The sequence below is a fragment of the Staphylococcus sp. HMSC36A10 genome, from assembly GCF_001838845.1.
GTDB classification, from domain to species: Bacteria; Bacillota; Bacilli; order Staphylococcales; family Staphylococcaceae; genus Staphylococcus; species Staphylococcus aureus.
On record NZ_KV839130.1, the window covers coordinates 1 to 19,208 of the forward strand.

Consider the following 19,208-nt stretch of genomic DNA (forward strand, 5'->3'; position numbering starts at 1 on the left):
CTGCTGTTTTTTAGGGATTTATGTCCCAGCCTGTATTTTTTATAAAAAAGATAAATAAATCAACGGAAAACGCTTTCAAATTTCATATAATATGCTATACTAATTCCATAAAGTATAACACATAAAAATCAAGGGGTGCTTTTAATGTCAACGAATATTGCAATTAATGGTATGGGTAGAATTGGAAGAATGGTATTACGTATTGCATTACAAAATAAAAATTTAAATGTAGTAGCGATAAATGCTAGTTATCCACCCGAAACAATTGCACATTTAATCAATTACGATACAACACATGGAAAATATAATCTAAAAGTTGAACCGATTGAAAATGGATTGCAAGTTGGTGATCATAAAATTAAATTGGTTGCTGATCGCAATCCTGAAAACTTGCCATGGAAAGAATTAGATATCGATATTGCTATAGATGCAACTGGTAAATTTAATCATGGTGATAAAGCCATCGCACATATTAAAGCAGGTGCCAAAAAAGTATTGTTAACTGGTCCTTCAAAAGGTGGACATGTTCAAATGGTAGTTAAAGGCGTAAATGATAACCAATTAGATATAGAAGCATTTGACATTTTTAGTAATGCTTCATGTACTACTAATTGCATTGGTCCAGTTGCAAAAGTTTTAAATAATCAGTTTGGAATAGTTAATGGTTTAATGACTACTGTTCACGCTATTACAAATGACCAAAAAAATATTGATAATCCACATAAAGATTTAAGACGTGCACGCTCATGTAATGAAAGCATTATTCCTACTTCTACTGGTGCGGCGAAAGCTTTAAAAGAAGTATTACCAGAATTAGAAGGTAAATTACACGGCATGGCATTACGTGTACCAACAAAGAATGTATCGCTCGTTGATTTAGTTGTTGATTTAGAAAAAGAAGTAACTGCAGAAGAAGTAAACCAAGCTTTTGAAAATGCAGGTTTAGAAGGTATCATAGAAGTCGAACATCAACCACTAGTGTCTGTTGATTTTAATACTAATCCAAATTCAGCTATTATTGATGCAAAATCAACAATGGTCATGTCAGGGAATAAAGTAAAAGTTATTGCTTGGTATGATAATGAATGGGGTTATTCAAATAGAGTTGTAGATGTTGCTGAGCAAATTGGAGCACTTTTGACATCAAAAGAAACTGTAAGTGCAAGTTAATACAATTAATTTATAGCCTAACTCTGACTTCGGAGTTAGGTTTTTTATTTTTTAATACAATAATATTGTCATGCAAATTACTTAATAAGTAACGATATAATGTTTTTTATTGTTTCATTATTTGGTTAAATGAATTAAATTGAGGGATTCTTTTTTCATCTCTAGATTTATAGTATAATTAGGCATAATCAAAATAAAGAGGGTGATGTAATGAAATGCCCGAAATGTAATTCTACACAATCTAAAGTTGTAGATTCAAGGCATGCCGATGAATTAAATGCCATTCGAAGACGAAGAGAATGTGAAAATTGTGGAACACGTTTCACTACATTTGAACATATCGAAGTTAGTCAGCTTATAGTTGTGAAAAAAGATGGCACAAGAGAGCAGTTTTCAAGAGAAAAGATACTTAATGGACTTGTGCGTTCTTGTGAGAAACGACCAGTTAGATATCAACAACTTGAAGACATAACAAACAAGGTTGAATGGCAATTACGAGATGAAGGTCATACGGAAGTGTCTTCACGAGATATAGGTGAACACGTTATGAACTTGTTAATGCATGTTGATCAAGTTTCATATGTTAGATTTGCATCAGTCTATAAAGAATTTAAAGATGTTGATCAATTGTTAGCATCGATGCAAGGGATTTTAAGCGAAAACAAACGGAGTGATGCTTAAATGGGACGACAAGCCTTCGAATTCGGCTTAAGACCAAAGAATCAATTCAAAGTTATGCAACACTTTGATTTAAATACGAATCATTTAGAGGTATTGAATCGGCTGTATACACCGCTAATTGGAACGCAAGCAGTGGGTTTATATCATTTTATGACTCAATTCGTTAAAGAAAGTCATAATGAAACATTGATTCTTTCTCATTATATTTTTATGAATGAACTTAAAATTAATTTACTAGAGTTTAGACAACAAATGGACTTACTTGAAGCGATTGGATTGTTAAAGGCGTTTGTCAAACATGATGAACAAGAAACACAATTTGTTTACCAATTAATTCAACCGCCTTCAGCACATTTATTTTTTAATGATCCAATGTTGTCAATCTTTTTATATAGTGAAGTCGAGCATCGTCGATTTCATGAGTTGAAGAAATACTTTGAGTATCAACAAATTGATTTGAGTGAATTTAAACAGGTAACAAGACAATTTACTGATGTTTTTAAAGTGCCGTCTACAAAAATAGATATCGATACAAGTGATATTCCGATTAATGAACCGTACCAAGGTATCGATTTATCAAATGAATCTTTTGACTTTGAAATGTTGAGACAAATGTTAGGTAAACATTTTATTAGTCAAGACATTGTTACCAAAGATGCAAAGCGTTTAATTACACAACTCGCGACTTTATATGGTTTAACAGCAGATGGCATGAAGCATGTTATTTTAAATTCAATTACAAGTGGACAACAGTTATCCTTTGAAGAAATGCGTAAACAAGCACGCTCGTATTACTTAATGGAACACGAAAATCAAATGCCTAAATTACAGGTGAAATCTCCTGCTACATCATCTTCGACGGGCAAATCTTCAGAAGTGAATCCAAAGCCACAAAGTGATGAATGGTTTGAGTTACTTGAACAAACGAGTCCAATTGATATGTTAGCTTCTTGGTCTGAATCAGAACCAACTATATCGCAAAAGACAATGGTTGAAGAATTAATTGAACGTGAAAAAATGTCTTTTGGCGTCATTAATATTTTGTTGCAATTTGTCATGTTAAAAGAAGATATGAAACTTCCTAAAGCGTATATTTTGGAAATAGCATCAAATTGGAAGAAAAAAGGTATTAAGACAGCTAAAGAAGCATATAATTACGCTAAAAAAGTTAATCAACCTAAAAATGAGGGTTCTAGCGGAAATTACCAAAAGCGTGGTTCATACTATGGGCAGCGTAATCGTATTTCAAAAGAAAAAACACCTAAATGGTTAGAAAATAGAGATAAACCTAGTGAAGAAGATTCGGCTAAAGATAATAGCGTAGATGATCAACAATTAGAGCAAGATCGACAAGCATTTCTAGATAAATTATCTAAAAAATGGGAGGAGGACAGTCAATAATGAAGCAATTTAAAAGTATAATTAACACGTCGCAGGACTTTGAAAAAAGAATAGAAAAGATAAAAAAAGAAGTAATCAATGACCCAGATGTTAAGCAATTTTTGGAAGCGCATCGAGCTGAATTAACGAATGCTATGATTGATGAAGACTTAAATGTGTTACAAGAGTATAAAGATCAACAAAAACATTATGACGGTCATAAATTTGCTGATTGTCCAAATTTCGTAAAGGGGCATGTGCCTGAGTTATATGTTGATAATAACCGAATTAAAATACGCTATTTACAATGCCCATGTAAAATCAAGTACGACGAAGAACGCTTTGAAGCTGAGCTAATTACATCTCATCATATGCAACGAGATACTTTAAATGCCAAATTGAAAGATATTTATATGAATCATCGAGACCGTCTTGATGTAGCTATGGCAGCAGATGATATTTGTACAGCAATAACTAATGGGGAACAAGTGAAAGGCCTTTACCTTTATGGTCCATTTGGGACAGGTAAATCTTTTATTCTAGGTGCAATTGCGAATCAGCTCAAATCTAAGAAGGTACGTTCGACAATTATTTATTTACCGGAATTTATTAGAACATTAAAAGGTGGCTTTAAAGATGGTTCTTTTGAAAAGAAATTACATCGCGTAAGAGAAGCAAACATTTTAATGCTTGATGATATTGGGGCTGAAGAAGTGACTCCATGGGTGAGAGATGAGGTAATTGGACCTTTGCTACACTATCGAATGGTTCATGAATTACCAACATTCTTTAGTTCTAATTTTGACTATAGTGAATTGGAACATCATTTAGCGATGACTCGTGATGGTGAAGAGAAGACTAAAGCAGCACGTATTATTGAACGTGTCAAATCTTTGTCAACACCATATTTTTTATCAGGAGAAAATTTCAGAAACAATTGAATTTTAAAATGATTGGTGTATAATGAATACAAATCTAAATCGTTTAAATGATTGAAGACAAGATGATCTAATCAATATTACACAGAAAGCCATTGTTTGATGAGAATATGGTTAATAAATTAGATGATTACTACTTCATTTATGGTATTTGTAATGAATACCCGGATCAAGACCGTTATCTTAAGCAGAGATATTTAATACATAAATTGTATTAAATAACTAGGGTGGTACCACGACGATCTCGTCCCTTGTATAGGGGCGGGATTTTTTGTTTTTTTCAGACATAAATGTTTGTTGGTGTCATATATTCCCTGTTTATTGTTAATAGGTTTAATGTTAAAACGATGATTGTTGTTCAATTTTTTAACGAGGTCAGATAAAAGTATTTATAAAGCAAATAGGAGGGTTTAACATGGAACAAATTAATATTCAATTTCCAGATGGTAATAAAAAGGCGTTTGATAAAGGTACTACTACTGAAGATATAGCACAATCAATTAGTCCTGGATTACGTAAAAAAGCTGTTGCCGGCAAATTTAACGGGCAACTTGTAGATTTAACTAAACCGCTTGAAACTGATGGATCAATTGAAATTGTGACACCAGGTAGTGAAGAAGCGTTAGAGGTATTACGTCATTCTACTGCACATTTAATGGCACACGCGATTAAAAGGTTATATGGTAATGTTAAATTTGGTGTAGGTCCTGTAATAGAAGGTGGATTCTACTATGACTTCGACATTGACCAAAACATCTCATCTGATGACTTTGAACAAATTGAAAAAACAATGAAACAAATCGTTAACGAAAATATGAAAATCGAACGAAAAGTGGTTTCACGAGATGAAGCGAAAGAGTTATTCAGCAATGATGAATACAAATTAGAATTAATCGACGCGATTCCTGAAGATGAAAATGTAACATTATATAGTCAAGGTGATTTTACTGATTTATGTCGTGGAGTTCACGTTCCATCAACAGCTAAAATTAAAGAGTTTAAACTATTATCTACAGCAGGTGCATACTGGCGTGGAGATAGTAATAACAAAATGTTACAACGTATATATGGTACTGCTTTCTTTGATAAAAAAGAATTAAAAGCACATTTACAAATGTTAGAAGAGCGTAAAGAACGTGATCATCGTAAAATTGGTAAAGAGTTAGAATTATTCACAAATAGCCAATTAGTTGGTGCTGGTTTGCCATTATGGTTACCTAACGGTGCAACAATTAGACGTGAAATTGAACGTTACATTGTTGATAAAGAAGTTAGCATGGGGTATGACCACGTTTATACACCAGTACTTGCTAATGTTGATTTATACAAAACATCTGGTCACTGGGATCACTATCAAGAAGATATGTTCCCACCAATGCAGTTAGATGAAACTGAATCTATGGTATTACGTCCAATGAACTGTCCACATCATATGATGATTTATGCGAATAAACCACACTCATATCGTGAATTACCTATCCGTATCGCTGAGCTAGGAACGATGCATAGATATGAAGCAAGTGGTGCTGTATCAGGATTACAACGTGTTCGTGGTATGACTTTAAATGATTCACATATCTTTGTTCGACCTGATCAAATTAAAGAAGAATTCAAACGTGTTGTAAACATGATTATTGATGTATATAAAGACTTTGGTTTCGAGGATTATAGCTTTAGATTAAGTTATAGAGATCCTGAAGATAAAGAAAAGTACTTTGATGATGATGACATGTGGAATAAAGCTGAAAATATGCTTAAAGAGGCAGCGGATGAGCTTGGCTTATCGTACGAAGAAGCGATTGGTGAAGCGGCATTCTATGGTCCGAAACTAGATGTTCAAGTTAAAACAGCGATGGGTAAAGAAGAGACATTATCAACAGCACAACTTGATTTCTTATTACCAGAACGTTTTGATTTAACTTATATTGGTCAAGATGGTGAACATCATCGTCCAGTTGTTATTCATCGTGGTGTTGTATCAACAATGGAACGATTTGTAGCATTTTTAACTGAAGAAACTAAAGGTGCATTCCCAACTTGGTTAGCGCCAAAACAAGTTCAAATCATTCCAGTTAACGTTGATTTACATTATGATTATGCGCGCCAATTGCAAGATGAATTGAAATCTCAAGGTGTTCGTGTAAGTATTGATGACCGTAATGAAAAAATGGGTTATAAAATTAGAGAAGCTCAAATGCAAAAAATACCTTATCAAATCGTAGTTGGGGATAAGGAAGTTGAAAATAATCAAGTGAATGTGCGTCAATATGGATCGCAAGACCAAGAAACAGTTGAAAAAGATGAATTTATCTGGAATCTAGTTGATGAAATTCGTTTGAAAAAACATAGATAGACAGTTGTCGCAATAAAATGCTTTAAAACTTTTATTGCGTATCAAGTTTTACAGGGTTGATTATGCGTGATGAATCCTGTATATTACAAGTTAGTTAAAATATTAAATTGAGTTAGAGGTTGCATGTTTAATTAGTAACTTGTCAGAAGTATTTATGGTACATAAGTTGAACAAGTGAAAGGTAAAGATGCCGAAATAGATATAAACCATAAATTATATCTATTGGGACAGTTTTCGAATAGGAACTGTACTGTCACAGAATGTGATGTGCTACCTTATATAGATAATTGCCAAAGTGGTTGCATATCTTAAAGGTATGTAGCCACTTTTTTACTTTTAATATCACTATGTTCTGTAAAAAAGGGTATGAAAGTGAATAAAGGTTATTTATTTCTTGGCCTCTAAAACATGGAAAGGGAGCTTATATGTCAAAAGTTCAAAATGAAAGTAACAATGTTGTCAAAAGGGGACTTAAAGATCGTCATATTTCTATGATTGCGATTGGGGGTTGTATTGGTACAGGTTTATTTGTAACTTCTGGTGGAGCAATTCATGATGCAGGTGCTTTGGGTGCATTAATAGGATACGCAATTATCGGAATAATGGTATTTTTCTTAATGACGTCACTTGGCGAAATGGCTACGTATTTGCCAGTATCAGGTTCATTTAGTACATATGCTACAAGATTTGTTGATCCATCTTTAGGGTTTGCGCTTGGTTGGAACTATTGGTTTAACTGGGTAGTAACTGTAGCAGCAGATATTACGATTGCAGCACAAGTCATTCAATATTGGACACCATTGCAAGGCATACCCGCTTGGGCATGGAGTGCGTTGTTCTTAGTTATAATTTTTAGTCTGAATTCGTTATCAGTTCGCGTCTATGGTGAAAGTGAATACTGGTTGGCATTGATAAAAGTGGTTACAGTTATTGTTTTCATTGCAATTGGTTTATTAACGATTGTCGGAATCATGGGTGGTCATGTTGTAGGATTTGAAATATTTAATAAAGGTGAAGGTCCTATTCTTGGTGGCAACTTAGGAGGAAGTTTGTTATCAATTCTAGGTGTATTCTTAATCGCTGGTTTCTCATTCCAAGGTACTGAGTTAATTGGTATTACGGCTGGTGAATCAGAAAATCCTGAACGTGCTGTGCCGAAAGCAATTAAACAAGTATTCTGGAGAATTTTATTATTTTACATTTTAGCCATTTTTGTTATCGGTATGTTAATTCCTTATGATAGTAGTGCATTAATGGGTGGTAGTGATAATGTAGCAACGTCTCCATTCACATTAGTGTTTAAAAATGCTGGATTTGCGTTTGCAGCATCATTTATGAATGCAGTCATTTTAACGTCTGTGTTATCAGCAGGTAACTCAGGTATGTATGCTTCAACCCGAATGCTATATTCAATGAGTAAAGATAAATTAGCGTTTGAAGCATTTGGTAAAACAAATAAAAACGGTGTGCCATATATGTCGTTACTCGTTACAGCAATCATTGTAGTGATTATTTTCGTATTACAAAGCCTTACAAAAGGTGCATACGAATATATCGTTGCAGCAAGTGGTTTAACTGGTTTTATTGCTTGGGTAGGTATAGCAGTAAGTCATTATCGATTTAGAAGAGCATTTGATAAACAAAATTATGACAAATCTAAATTAAAATATACTGCTAAATTATTCCCATTCGGACCATTATTTGCTGGCTTTTTATGTATTGTAGTAATTATTGGTCAAGATGTTGACTTTATTAAAACAGGAGATTTTAATTTTAGTCGCTTCTTAATTACGTATATGGGAATTCCAGTATTTTTAGCATTCTTTATTTATCATAAGCTTCGATATAAAACGAAAAAAATTCCATTAGAACAAGTAGATTTACGTCAAGACGTGTCAATGGATGAAATAAAAGGTTAAAATAAAAATAATTACAGTTATAGTGTTGACTTAAATGTGAATTGTTGATATGATTAACAACGTTGAATACGAAACGAACCAAGTAGAAGCACCCGCTTCTCACCTGTAGCGACGCATAAAGCAGTTGGCAGGTTAATCACATTACACATAACTGTGTATAAGGAAGAGCGGGTATTTTATACCTGCTCTTCCTTTTTGCTTGGTGCAAATTTCGTAAAAATTTTGGAGGTGTCAACCATAGCAAAAGATCAAACTCAAATCAATGACAAAATTCGTGCAAAAGAATTACGTTTAATCGGTCAAGATGGTGAACAAATTGGTGTTAAATCAAAGCGTGAAGCTTTAGAAATGGCTGAACGTGTAGATTTAGACTTAGTGGTCGTTGCACCGAATGCGAAACCACCAGTTGCAAGAATTATGGATTACGGTAAATTCAAATTCGAACAACAGAAAAAAGAAAAAGAAATGAAAAAGAAACAAAAAATTATCAATGTTAAAGAAATTCGTTTAAGTCCAACAATTGAGGAACATGATTTCCAAACTAAGTTGAAAAACGGACGTAAATTCTTAACTAAAGGCGATAAATGTAAAGTATCTATTCGTTTCAGAGGGCGTGCCATTACGCATAAGGAAATTGGTCAACGTGTGCTAGAAAAATATGCAGATGAATGCAAAGATATAGCAACAGTTGAACAAAAACCTAAAATGGACGGGCGTCAAATGTTTATCATGTTAGCGCCAACAGCTGAAAAATAATTAAAGCTATTACAGGAGGACTTATATTATGCCAAAAATGAAAACTCACCGCGGAGCAGCTAAACGTGTTAAAAGAACTGCTTCAGGTCAATTAAAACGTTCAAGAGCTTTCACATCTCACTTATTCGCAAACAAGAGCACTAAACAAAAACGTCAATTACGTAAAGCTAGATTAGTGTCTAAGAGCGATATGAAACGTGTAAAACAATTATTAGCATACAAAAAATAAGAACAAATACAGAAATCGGTAGGAATTACCTAAGGAGGAATTTTTTATGCCACGAGTTAAAGGTGGAACAGTAACAAGAGCGCGTCGTAAAAAAACGATTAAATTAGCTAAAGGTTACTTCGGTTCAAAACATACATTATACAAAGTAGCTAAGCAACAAGTAATGAAATCAGGTCAATATGCTTTCCGTGACCGTCGTCAACGTAAACGTGACTTCCGTAAATTATGGATTACACGTATCAACGCAGCAGCTCGTCAACATGAAATGAGCTACTCACGTTTAATGAACGGTTTGAAAAAAGCTGGTATCGACATTAACCGTAAAATGTTATCAGAAATCGCAATTTCTGACGAAAAAGCATTTGCTCAATTAGTAACTAAAGCTAAAGATGCTTTAAAATAATAACACTTATAAAAAAGAGATGGCATTGTCATCTCTTTTTTATTTTTTAAAAAGCAAAATGCCACATTTAATCGCTAAAATATGACATATTTGCTAAAATGCATTTAAGAGAACAAACATTAAAGTGAGGAGTTTTATACGATGTCTAAATTTGATGAACAAATCATTGTAGTACCTAGAGAAATTATTTTTAATAATGAAAAGAATACTTTCAATGGGTTTTTAAATAAGAATAAACCAGAAGGTCAAAATATTTTTGATGCGCTAAGTCAATATGAAGTTAAGCGACGCGGCGATATGGAAGAGGATCCATCATATAAACAACTCATTTCTTATTGTTTACTTGAAAATGAGCATGGCGAGATATTAGTGTATGAACGATTATCTGGCGGTGGAGAAGCTCGATTGCATGGACAATCTTCAATAGGTGTAGGCGGTCATATGAATGATGTTCCAGGAGCAGAATCTATTAACGAAGTATTGAGAGTTAATGCACAGAGAGAATTAGAAGAAGAAGTAGGTTTAAGTGAGCAAGATTCACAAAATATGGAATATATCGGTTTTATTAATGACGATAATAATGAAGTGGGCAAGGTACATATTGGTGTTGTATTTAAAATCACTGTAAGTACGAATGATGTAGAAGCAAAAGAAACAGATACTTTACGAATAAAATGGGTTGAAAAAGGCAACATAGAGTCATATGATGATTTCGAAACGTGGAGCGCATTAATCCTTCAAGATTTATAATCAAACGAGGTGACATATATGTCAGATATTATTCAGTTTCCTAACTCTTCGAAAAAGTTATATAAAGATATAAAACGTGCTGAACAAGACCAAAACTATGACCTGATGTATGAATATATTGTGCAATATGAACGTCAATTTGAACTCACTGAAGAAATAGCAATGATGAAATGCCGTATGTTATATGAGACGGGGTCATTTCTTGAATTAAGAGAAGAAACAATTGTCTTATTGAAAACTGGCATACAACAATATGATGCATTGATGATTTATTACGTGAAAAGTTTGATTGGTTTGGGACAATATTTTGAAGCGGTAGAAGTAATTCATCAAATTATTGACGAAGTCAAAGATCACAAAACAAGAATGGCATTACATCCTCTTAAAGAATTTGCTAAGTCAAAATTAATTGAAGATGAAAAACGATTGACTCAGTCATTAGCTGATTTTGATACGTTATCAATGAGGGAACAGACGCACTTGATTTTGAAGTTAATAGACAATGGTCATTTTCAATTTCAAGAAACGGTATTATATATATTAAAATCTAATACGTACAGTTATAACCTCATTAGTTTAATGATTGAGTATTTAAGGTTCGCAAATTGTACACAAGAACTGACAATTGAAAAGTATGGTATGGATGTAACTTTTGTACCAGCTAATTTAAAAGGGCTAGAACATACAACACTGAAAGAAAAAGTTATACCTAACGTTATGGAAACATTAAATGATGGTGCTTTACATATCGCTGAAGAAGCACACCATATTATGAATAATCACTCTATCATGATTTATCCAATTGATATTGAAACTTTGTTTGAAACGAATAAATGGATTAATGCATACGAATGTTATTTCAAAAATATGTTAGGACTTAAATGTGAATTACAAAGTATCGATGCATTTAATTTTATTCAGCAATTAGATTTGAATAATAATAGTTAAATTGTTGCAAAATAATACTCAGCATTTTAATATAGTTTTGACGAAAAAAGTTGATTTACAAATATATAAACGTTGTGATTTCAATGTTTGTATAGGGAATAGACCTATGATATAATAGGGAAGTTGAAAAAATAAATTAGTTAATCATGGAGGTATATATACATGACAGCAACTTGGGAAAAAAAGGAAGGTAACGAAGGTTTATTAACTGTTACTGTTCCTGCAGAAAAAGTAAACAAAGCGTTAGATCAAGCATTCAAAAAAGTGGTTAAACAAATTAACGTACCTGGATTCCGTAAAGGTAAAGTGCCACGTCCAATTTTTGAACAACGCTTTGGTGTAGAAGCATTATATCAAGATGCTATCGACATTTTATTACCAGATGCTTATGGTGAAGCAATTGACGAAACTGATATTAAACCAGTTGCACAACCAGAAGTAAGTGTTACTCAAATTGAAAAAGGTAAAGATTTCATTTTTGAAGCAACAGTTACAGTTGAGCCAGAAGTTAAATTAGGAGACTATAAAGGTCTTGAAATTGAAAAACAAGAAACTGAATTATCTGATGATGAGTTACAAGAAGCGATTGACCACAGCTTAGGACATTTAGCTGAAATGGTCGTTAAAGAAGATGGTGTTGTTGAAAATGGCAACACAGTTAACATCGACTTTAGTGGTTCAGTTGACGGAGAAGAATTCGAAGGTGGACAAGCTGAAGGTTACGATTTAGAAATCGGTTCAGGTTCATTCATACCTGGTTTCGAAGAGCAATTAGAAGGTATGAAAGTTGACGAAGAAAAAGATGTTGTCGTAACATTCCCAGAAGAATACCATGCTGAAGAATTAGCTGGTAAAGAAGCAACTTTCAAAACAAAAGTTAACGAAATTAAATTTAAAGAAGTTCCAGAATTAACAGATGAAATTGCTAATGAATTAGATGCAGAAGCAAATACAGTAGACGAGTACAAAGAAAACTTACGTAAACGTTTAGCTGAACAAAAAGCTACAGATGCTGAAAATGTTGAAAAAGAAGAAGCGATTACAAAAGCTACTGATAATACAACAATCGATATTCCTGAAGCAATGGTTAATACTGAATTAGATCGTATGGTGTCTGAATTTGCACAAAGAATTCAACAACAAGGTTTAGATTTACAAACGTACTTCCAAATCTCAGGTCAAGATGAAACTCAATTAAGAGAGCAAATGAAAGACGATGCAGAACAACGTGTTAAAACTAACTTAACTTTAACTGCGATCGCTGAAGCTGAAAAAATCGAAGCTACTGATGAAGATATCGATAAAGAATTAGAAAAAATGAGTAAACAATTTAATATCTCAGTTGAAGATATCAAAAATACTTTAGGTAATACTGATATCATTAAAAATGATGTTCGTATCCAAAAAGTTATCGATTTATTAAGAGATAACGCAAAGTTCGTTGAAGGAACTAAAGAAGATTAATCTTCATTAAATATTAAATTACAAAAATGAGTAGCAGATGCATAGCTTATGTATCTGCTACTATTCTTTAAGCAAAAAGTTTGTATGTTAATATGTTGCATTGTAATATCCAATCTAGTATAGTCTTTAACGAATAGGGGTGTAAAAAGAATGTTTAAATTCAATGAAGATGAAGAAAATTTGAAATGCTCTTTCTGCGGAAAAGACCAAGATCAAGTAAAAAAACTTGTAGCAGGAAGTGGTGTATATATTTGTAATGAGTGTATTGAATTATGCTCAGAAATCGTCGAAGAAGAATTAGCTCAAAACACTTCTGAAGCGATGACAGAATTACCTACTCCTAAAGAAATTATGGATCATTTAAACGAATATGTTATTGGTCAAGAAAAAGCTAAAAAATCTTTAGCTGTAGCTGTTTATAACCACTATAAGCGTATTCAACAATTAGGACCAAAAGAAGATGATGTTGAATTACAAAAAAGTAACATTGCATTAATTGGGCCAACAGGTAGTGGTAAAACATTATTAGCTCAAACATTAGCCAAGACGTTGAATGTACCATTTGCAATTGCAGATGCGACAAGTTTAACTGAAGCTGGTTATGTAGGCGATGATGTTGAAAATATCTTGTTGAGATTAATTCAAGCAGCTGACTTTGACATTGATAAAGCCGAAAAAGGTATTATTTATGTAGATGAAATTGATAAAATTGCACGTAAATCTGAAAACACATCTATAACACGTGACGTTTCAGGTGAAGGTGTTCAACAAGCATTGCTTAAAATCTTAGAAGGTACGACTGCAAGTGTTCCGCCACAAGGTGGACGCAAACATCCAAACCAAGAAATGATTCAAATTGATACAACAAATATCTTATTTATTCTTGGTGGTGCCTTTGATGGTATTGAAGAAGTGATTAAGCGCCGTCTTGGTGAAAAAGTTATTGGTTTCTCAAGCAATGAAGCTGATAAATATGACGAACAAGCATTATTAGCACAAATTCGCCCAGAAGATTTGCAAGCCTATGGTTTGATTCCTGAATTTATCGGACGTGTGCCAATTGTAGCTAATTTAGAAACATTAGATGTAACTGCGTTGAAAAACATCTTAACGCAACCTAAAAATGCACTTGTGAAACAATATACTAAAATGCTGGAATTAGATGATGTGGATTTAGAGTTCACTGAAGAAGCTTTATCAGCAATTAGTGAAAAAGCAATTGAAAGAAAAACAGGTGCGCGTGGTTTACGTTCAATCATAGAAGAATCGTTAATCGATATTATGTTTGATGTGCCTTCTAACGAAAATGTAACGAAGGTAGTTATTACAGCACAAACAATTAATGAAGAAACTGAACCAGAACTATACGACGCAGAAGGTAATTTAATTAATAATAGTAAAACATCAGCTTAATCATTGATGTGTTATAAAAGTGAAAAGCTCCAATCAAAGTTGACGCTCAAATAGTTTAACTTTGATCGGAGCTTTTTTATAATGTATACCGAAAGGTTCAAATATTATATAATGGTAGAATTGAAAGAGAATATAAAAAAGTGAGGATATAAAATGAAAGTTAATCCTAATAATATAGAATTAATCATTAGTGCAGTAAAAGAAGAACAATATCCAGAAACAGAATTGTCTGAAGTTGCACTGAGCGGTCGATCTAATGTAGGTAAGTCTACATTTATCAATAGTATGATTGGCAGAAAAAATATGGCACGTACATCACAGCAACCCGGCAAAACGCAAACGTTAAATTTTTATAATATAGATGAACAACTTATTTTTGTGGATGTTCCAGGGTATGGATATGCTAAAGTAAGTAAAACACAACGTGAAAAATTTGGGAAAATGATTGAGGAATATATAACTAAGAGAGAGAATTTGCAATTAGTTATTCAATTAGTTGATTTAAGACATGATCCAACACAAGATGATATCTTAATGTACAATTATTTGAAACATTTTGATATTCCTACTTTAGTTATATGCACTAAAGAAGACAAAATTCCAAAAGGTAAGGTTCAAAAGCATATTAAAAATATTAAGACACAATTAGATATGGACCCAGACGATACAATTGTAAGTTATTCATCAATTCAAAATAATAAACAACAACAAATATGGAATTTAATTGAACCGTATATTTCATAGTTTTTGTACGACAAAACTTATACAAAAATTTTAAAAATAATGTAAGCACGAAACTTTTAATTAGTACACAATTGATAACATTTTTCAACGTTCATCATTTTGTCAAAAACTCAAAAGTAAATTAGAAAGATTATAATTTATTTAAGCATCGTACTTAATTGGATTTTAAATTATGTTATAATATTTGTATTGTTAGTATATATGGGGGCGTTTCAAATGCATTTTATTGCAATTAGTATAAATCATCGCACAGCTGATGTTGCACTAAGAGAGCAAGTTGCTTTTAGAGATGATGCCTTACGAATTGCCCATGAAGATTTATATGAAACTAAATCTATTTTAGAAAATGTCATATTATCAACATGTAATCGAACTGAAGTATATGCTGTTGTTGATCAAATTCACACAGGTCGTTACTATATTCAACGATTTCTAGCTCGTGCATTTGGATTTGAAGTAGATGATATTAAAGCAATGTCAGAAGTAAAAGTGGGGGACGAAGCAGTAGAACATTTATTGCGTGTCACTTCTGGTTTAGATTCAATCGTACTTGGAGAAACTCAAATTTTAGGTCAAATAAGAGATGCATTTTTCTTAGCGCAAAGCACAGGTACGACAGGAACAATTTTTAATCATCTATTTAAACAGGCAATTACTTTTGCAAAAAGAGCACATAATGAAACAGATATAGCTGATAATGCTGTAAGTGTGTCTTATGCTGCGGTCGAGTTGGCGAAAAAAGTATTTGGCAAATTGAAAAGTAAGCAAGCTATCATTATTGGTGCAGGGGAAATGAGTGAATTATCACTATTAAATCTTCTTGGTTCTGGAATTACTGATATTACAGTAGTAAATAGAACAATTGAAAATGCTATGAAATTAGCAGCAAAGCATCAAGTGAAATATGATGAACTATCATCATTACCAAATTTACTTGAAAGTGCAGATATTGTGATTAGTTCAACGAGTGCACAATCTTATATCATTACAAATGAAATGATAGAAAGAATTGCAGAAAATAGAAAGCAAGATTCACTAGTATTGATTGATATTGCAGTTCCTCGAGATATTGAACCTGGTATTAGTGCCATCACAAACATCTTTAATTATGATGTTGATGACTTAAAAGGTTTAGTTGATGCAAACTTACGTGAGCGACAATTAGCGGCTGCAACAATTTCGGAACAAATTCCTGCAGAAATACATGCACACAATGAGTGGATTAGTATGTTGGGTGTTGTTCCAGTGATTAGAGCTTTACGTGAAAAAGCTATGGCAATTCAAGCAGAAACGATGGACAGTATTGATCGTAAATTGCCAGGGTTAAGCGAAAGAGAACGTAAAATTATATCTAAACATACAAAAAGTATCATCAATCAAATGTTGAAAGATCCTATTAAACAGGCCAAAGAATTAAGTAGTGATAAGAAAAGTAATGAAAAATTAGAGCTATTTCAAAATATATTTGATATCGAAGCTGAATGTCCTCATGAGCAAGCGAAGCAACAAAAAGAAAGCAAGGTCAAGGAAATTTCAGCGCGACGTATCTTTAGTTTTGAATAAGCATATTAATATGGTGATAATATGCAAGAAAACCTGTTTATTCGATTCAATGAAATTATATTATTAATATACTTAATCAGTATCATTTGCTATTTTTATGATTTTGTACAAAAAAGTCATAAGATTAGAAGTTTAGGCATATATTTATTGGGGATTGTTTGGGTTTTACAAACAATCTCTTTATCTATTTTTATTATACAAACTAGACATATTCCATTAGGGTCTATTTCAGATGTATTCTATACTTTAAGTTGGCTGATTATTTCAATCTCTTTAATTCTTAACCTTATCAAAGTTTTGAATTTCTCTGTGTTTTTCTTGAATTTAATAGGGTTAACACTTTTAGGGATGAATACATTTCAACCGACACATTATACTAATAAGGTTCAGAAAATTGCTGTTGTAGACGAGTTACTGTTAGTCCATATCGGTCTAGCTGTGTTAAGTTATGTCTTCTTTGCCTTAGCTTTTGTCAATGCATTACTGTATATCATGCAATACCGTAATTTGAAGGAAAAACGTTTTGATCAAAAATACTTTAGAATTGGTAGCGTTGCTACACTTGAATCAATTGTGTTTTACTCAACGTTAAGTGGGTGGATAATTCTCATATTTAGTATTATTTTAGGTACACAGTGGGGTGTAATTTCAGTTGGTGAACGTATATTCATTGACCCGAAGGTAATACTCTCTTCAATTATTACAGTATTATATGGAAGTTATATTTTACTTAGAATCAACAAATGGTTGAATTCAAGATATTTAATATACTATAACATTATTTTATTTTGCTTAAATATGATTAATTTATTTTTTGCAACACATTTTGTGAATTGAGAAAATAATCTAGAGCAATCCGTTCCTAGGAGGAATTGAACATGCGTAAATTAGTCGTTGGCTCCAGAAGAAGTAAATTAGCTTTAACACAAAGCCAGCAATTTATTGATAAATTAAAAGCTGTCGAGCCAAATCTAGAAATTGAAATTAAAGAAATTGTCACGAAAGGCGATCGTATAGTAGATAAACAATTGTCTAAAGTCGGAGGCAAAGGCTTATTTGTTAAAGAAATACAACATGAACTTTTTGAAAAAAATATCGATATGGCAATACACTCGCTTAAAGACGTACCAAGTGTAATTCCGGAAGGTTTAACATTAGGTTGTATCCCTGATAGAGAATTACCTTTTGATGCGTATATTTCTAAAACACATACACCACTATCCCAATTGCCAGAAGGCAGTATTATTGGTACTAGTTCATTACGTCGTGGTGCACAAATATTATCTAAGTATCCTAATTTAGAGATTAAATGGATTAGAGGTAATATAGATACACGATTAGAAAAGTTACAAACTGAAGATTATGATGCGATTATTTTAGCTGCAGCTGGTTTAAGAAGAATGGGCTGGTCAGATGATATTGTAACATCTTATCTTGATAGAGATACATTGTTACCTGCAATCGGACAAGGTGCTTTAGGGATAGAATGTCGTAGTGACGATGAAGAACTATTAACATTATTAAGCAAAGTACATAATGATGAGGTTGCAAAATGTGTGACTGCTGAACGAACGTTTTTAGCAGAAATGGATGGTAGTTGTCAGGTGCCAATTGCAGGATATGCTACAATCTCAGATCAAAAAGAAATCGAATTTACAGGTTTAATTATGACCCCAGATGGTAAAGAACGATTTGAATATACAATGAACGGAACAGATCCGGTTGAGTTAGGCAAAACAGTGAGTAACAAATTAAAAGAGCAAGGTGCTTATGAAATTATAAAACGCTTAAATGAACAACATTAAATAATGGAGTGACGTTTAAATATGAAGCCAGTTGTAGTTATGACACAAACAAATGACATGCAAAGTGATTTAGTATCAATTATTCACAAACCCTTTATTGATATAAAGCCACTAAATTTTGATATTCATTTGTTAAATCAACGCTATGACTGGCTTATTTTTTCATCTAAAAATGCTGTGAAATTCTTTTATAAATATCTAAAAGGAATTAATGTTGATAACATTGCTGTGATAGGAAGTAAGACAGCGCAATATTGTGAATCACTTGGCATTCGAGTTGATTTTATGCCAAACGACTTTTCTCAAGAAGGATTTTTAAAATCATTTAATCAAACTAACCAAAAAATACTTTTGCCTTCGAGTGAATTGGCGAGACCATTGTTATTAGCAGCGTTATCTAAAGATAATGAAGTTGTTAAAATAGATTTATATACTTCAGTGCCTAACAAACAAAATATACAAGATGTTAAAGAAATGATAGAACATCAACAAATCGATGCATTAACATTTTCAAGTTCGTCGGCAGTACGTTATTATTTTAATGAAGGATTTGTACCAAAATTCAAGTCGTATTTTGCTATTGGAGAACAAACAGCACGGACCATTAAATCATATCAACAACCAGTAACAATTGCAGAAATTCAAACACTCGAATCACTAATTGAAAAGATTTTAGAAAGTAGGGGCTAAAA

General features: G+C 32.6%; 20 protein-coding genes, 1 riboswitch and 1 other annotated feature. All 20 genes read left to right on the forward strand.

Annotated features, from left to right (window positions below; translation table 11 throughout):
• The first annotated feature begins 144 nt into the window (after positions 1–144).
• The 20 genes from gap (at position 145) to HMPREF3247_RS12105 (ending at position 19,206) form a co-directional block, all read left to right on the forward strand.
• Entirely contained in the window at positions 145–1,170 is a 1,026-nt protein-coding gene (gene gap / locus HMPREF3247_RS12005; RefSeq protein WP_000106141.1) for a type I glyceraldehyde-3-phosphate dehydrogenase, read from the forward strand.
• 210 nt (positions 1,171–1,380) lie between these two features.
• Entirely contained in the window at positions 1,381–1,851 is a 471-nt protein-coding gene (nrdR, locus tag HMPREF3247_RS12010) for a transcriptional regulator NrdR (RefSeq protein ID WP_000650082.1), read from the forward strand.
• On the forward strand, positions 1,852–3,252 hold the full coding sequence (locus HMPREF3247_RS12015) for a replication initiation and membrane attachment family protein (RefSeq protein WP_000533506.1): 1,401 nt from the start codon (positions 1,852–1,854) through the stop codon (positions 3,250–3,252).
• Positions 3,252–4,172 carry a primosomal protein DnaI gene (dnaI, locus tag HMPREF3247_RS12020; RefSeq protein WP_000808621.1) on the forward strand — a complete coding sequence of 307 codons (921 nt, stop codon included), beginning with the start codon at positions 3,252–3,254 and terminating at the stop codon, positions 4,170–4,172. Before HMPREF3247_RS12015 ends, dnaI begins: the two co-directional genes overlap by 1 nt.
• 92 nt (positions 4,173–4,264) lie before the next feature.
• Entirely contained in the window at positions 4,265–4,387 is a 123-nt protein-coding gene (locus HMPREF3247_RS12025; protein ID WP_001790562.1) for a hypothetical protein, read from the forward strand.
• Positions 4,388–4,584: 197 nt separating this feature from the next.
• The gene (gene thrS, locus HMPREF3247_RS12030; RefSeq protein ID WP_000435132.1) at positions 4,585–6,522 is read left to right on the forward strand and encodes a threonine--tRNA ligase; all 1,938 of its coding nucleotides are present in this window, start codon (positions 4,585–4,587) and stop codon (positions 6,520–6,522) included.
• 105 nt (positions 6,523–6,627) lie between these two features.
• Positions 6,628–6,803, forward strand: a riboswitch (Lysine riboswitch).
• A 144-nt stretch (positions 6,804–6,947) separates the two neighbouring features.
• Positions 6,948–8,441, forward strand: a complete 1,494-nt coding sequence (locus tag HMPREF3247_RS12035) for an amino acid permease (protein ID WP_000049154.1) — start codon at positions 6,948–6,950, stop codon at positions 8,439–8,441.
• Between the two features lie 74 nt (positions 8,442–8,515).
• Positions 8,516–8,641: a sequence feature (ribosomal protein L20 leader region), on the forward strand.
• A gap of 28 nt (positions 8,642–8,669) precedes the next feature.
• Positions 8,670–9,197 carry a translation initiation factor IF-3 gene (infC, locus tag HMPREF3247_RS12040; RefSeq protein WP_001791162.1) on the forward strand — a complete coding sequence of 176 codons (528 nt, stop codon included), beginning with the start codon at positions 8,670–8,672 and terminating at the stop codon, positions 9,195–9,197.
• A gap of 28 nt (positions 9,198–9,225) precedes the next feature.
• Positions 9,226–9,426 (forward strand): 50S ribosomal protein L35, encoded by a 201-nt coding sequence (gene rpmI, locus HMPREF3247_RS12045; RefSeq protein ID WP_001125540.1) that lies wholly within the window; start codon positions 9,226–9,228, stop codon positions 9,424–9,426.
• A 46-nt stretch (positions 9,427–9,472) separates the two neighbouring features.
• Positions 9,473–9,829, forward strand: coding sequence for a 50S ribosomal protein L20 (rplT, locus tag HMPREF3247_RS12050; protein ID WP_001138360.1), 357 nt, complete (start codon positions 9,473–9,475; stop codon positions 9,827–9,829).
• Positions 9,830–9,970: 141 nt separating this feature from the next.
• The gene (locus HMPREF3247_RS12060; protein ID WP_000032657.1) at positions 9,971–10,579 is read left to right on the forward strand and encodes an NUDIX domain-containing protein; all 609 of its coding nucleotides are present in this window, start codon (positions 9,971–9,973) and stop codon (positions 10,577–10,579) included.
• Positions 10,580–10,597: 18 nt separating this feature from the next.
• Positions 10,598–11,527: a hypothetical protein gene (locus HMPREF3247_RS12065; protein ID WP_001280018.1), complete on the forward strand. Its 930-nt coding sequence runs from the start codon at positions 10,598–10,600 to the stop codon at positions 11,525–11,527.
• Positions 11,528–11,531: 4 nt separating this feature from the next.
• A complete protein-coding gene (locus tag HMPREF3247_RS12070) occupies positions 11,532–11,642 on the forward strand; it encodes a hypothetical protein (protein ID WP_001790560.1) in 111 nt (36 codons plus the stop codon).
• A 47-nt stretch (positions 11,643–11,689) separates the two neighbouring features.
• Positions 11,690–12,991 (forward strand): trigger factor, encoded by a 1,302-nt coding sequence (gene tig / locus HMPREF3247_RS12075; protein ID WP_000127580.1) that lies wholly within the window; start codon positions 11,690–11,692, stop codon positions 12,989–12,991.
• A 150-nt stretch (positions 12,992–13,141) separates the two neighbouring features.
• Complete coding sequence (clpX, locus tag HMPREF3247_RS12080; protein ID WP_000472302.1) at positions 13,142–14,404, forward strand: ATP-dependent Clp protease ATP-binding subunit ClpX; 1,263 nt, start codon at positions 13,142–13,144, stop codon at positions 14,402–14,404.
• Between the two features lie 153 nt (positions 14,405–14,557).
• Positions 14,558–15,148 (forward strand): ribosome biogenesis GTP-binding protein YihA/YsxC, encoded by a 591-nt coding sequence (gene yihA, locus HMPREF3247_RS12085; protein ID WP_000867697.1) that lies wholly within the window; start codon positions 14,558–14,560, stop codon positions 15,146–15,148.
• A 216-nt stretch (positions 15,149–15,364) separates the two neighbouring features.
• Positions 15,365–16,711, forward strand: a complete 1,347-nt coding sequence (hemA, locus tag HMPREF3247_RS12090; protein WP_000545451.1) for a glutamyl-tRNA reductase — start codon at positions 15,365–15,367, stop codon at positions 16,709–16,711.
• Positions 16,712–16,732: 21 nt separating this feature from the next.
• On the forward strand, positions 16,733–17,548 hold the full coding sequence (gene ccsA / locus HMPREF3247_RS12095; RefSeq protein WP_001157329.1) for a cytochrome c biogenesis protein: 816 nt from the start codon (positions 16,733–16,735) through the stop codon (positions 17,546–17,548).
• Between the two features lie 41 nt (positions 17,549–17,589).
• On the forward strand, positions 17,590–18,516 hold the full coding sequence (hemC, locus tag HMPREF3247_RS12100) for a hydroxymethylbilane synthase (protein ID WP_001230226.1): 927 nt from the start codon (positions 17,590–17,592) through the stop codon (positions 18,514–18,516).
• Positions 18,517–18,537: 21 nt separating this feature from the next.
• The gene (locus HMPREF3247_RS12105) at positions 18,538–19,206 is read left to right on the forward strand and encodes a uroporphyrinogen-III synthase (protein WP_000805950.1); all 669 of its coding nucleotides are present in this window, start codon (positions 18,538–18,540) and stop codon (positions 19,204–19,206) included.
• Positions 19,207–19,208 lie beyond the last annotated feature (2 nt).

What these genes read in the sequence shown, in the direction of transcription:
- gap (WP_000106141.1), top strand. Translation starts at nt 145, where the DNA reads ATGTCAACGAATATTGCAATTAATGGTATGGGTAGAATTGGAAGAATG.
- HMPREF3247_RS12015 (WP_000533506.1), top strand. Translation starts at nt 1,852, where the DNA reads ATGGGACGACAAGCCTTCGAATTCGGCTTAAGACCAAAGAATCAATTC.
- hemC (WP_001230226.1), top strand. Translation starts at nt 17,590, where the DNA reads ATGCGTAAATTAGTCGTTGGCTCCAGAAGAAGTAAATTAGCTTTAACA.
- thrS (WP_000435132.1), top strand. Translation starts at nt 4,585, where the DNA reads ATGGAACAAATTAATATTCAATTTCCAGATGGTAATAAAAAGGCGTTT.
- HMPREF3247_RS12060 (WP_000032657.1), top strand. Translation starts at nt 9,971, where the DNA reads ATGTCTAAATTTGATGAACAAATCATTGTAGTACCTAGAGAAATTATT.
- clpX (WP_000472302.1), top strand. Translation starts at nt 13,142, where the DNA reads ATGTTTAAATTCAATGAAGATGAAGAAAATTTGAAATGCTCTTTCTGC.
- HMPREF3247_RS12065 (WP_001280018.1), top strand. Translation starts at nt 10,598, where the DNA reads ATGTCAGATATTATTCAGTTTCCTAACTCTTCGAAAAAGTTATATAAA.
- nrdR (WP_000650082.1), top strand. Translation starts at nt 1,381, where the DNA reads ATGAAATGCCCGAAATGTAATTCTACACAATCTAAAGTTGTAGATTCA.
- hemA (WP_000545451.1), top strand. Translation starts at nt 15,365, where the DNA reads ATGCATTTTATTGCAATTAGTATAAATCATCGCACAGCTGATGTTGCA.
- rpmI (WP_001125540.1), top strand. Translation starts at nt 9,226, where the DNA reads ATGCCAAAAATGAAAACTCACCGCGGAGCAGCTAAACGTGTTAAAAGA.
- HMPREF3247_RS12105 (WP_000805950.1), top strand. Translation starts at nt 18,538, where the DNA reads ATGAAGCCAGTTGTAGTTATGACACAAACAAATGACATGCAAAGTGAT.
- dnaI (WP_000808621.1), top strand. Translation starts at nt 3,252, where the DNA reads ATGAAGCAATTTAAAAGTATAATTAACACGTCGCAGGACTTTGAAAAA.
- rplT (WP_001138360.1), top strand. Translation starts at nt 9,473, where the DNA reads ATGCCACGAGTTAAAGGTGGAACAGTAACAAGAGCGCGTCGTAAAAAA.
- tig (WP_000127580.1), top strand. Translation starts at nt 11,690, where the DNA reads ATGACAGCAACTTGGGAAAAAAAGGAAGGTAACGAAGGTTTATTAACT.
- ccsA (WP_001157329.1), top strand. Translation starts at nt 16,733, where the DNA reads ATGCAAGAAAACCTGTTTATTCGATTCAATGAAATTATATTATTAATA.
- HMPREF3247_RS12035 (WP_000049154.1), top strand. Translation starts at nt 6,948, where the DNA reads ATGTCAAAAGTTCAAAATGAAAGTAACAATGTTGTCAAAAGGGGACTT.
- yihA (WP_000867697.1), top strand. Translation starts at nt 14,558, where the DNA reads ATGAAAGTTAATCCTAATAATATAGAATTAATCATTAGTGCAGTAAAA.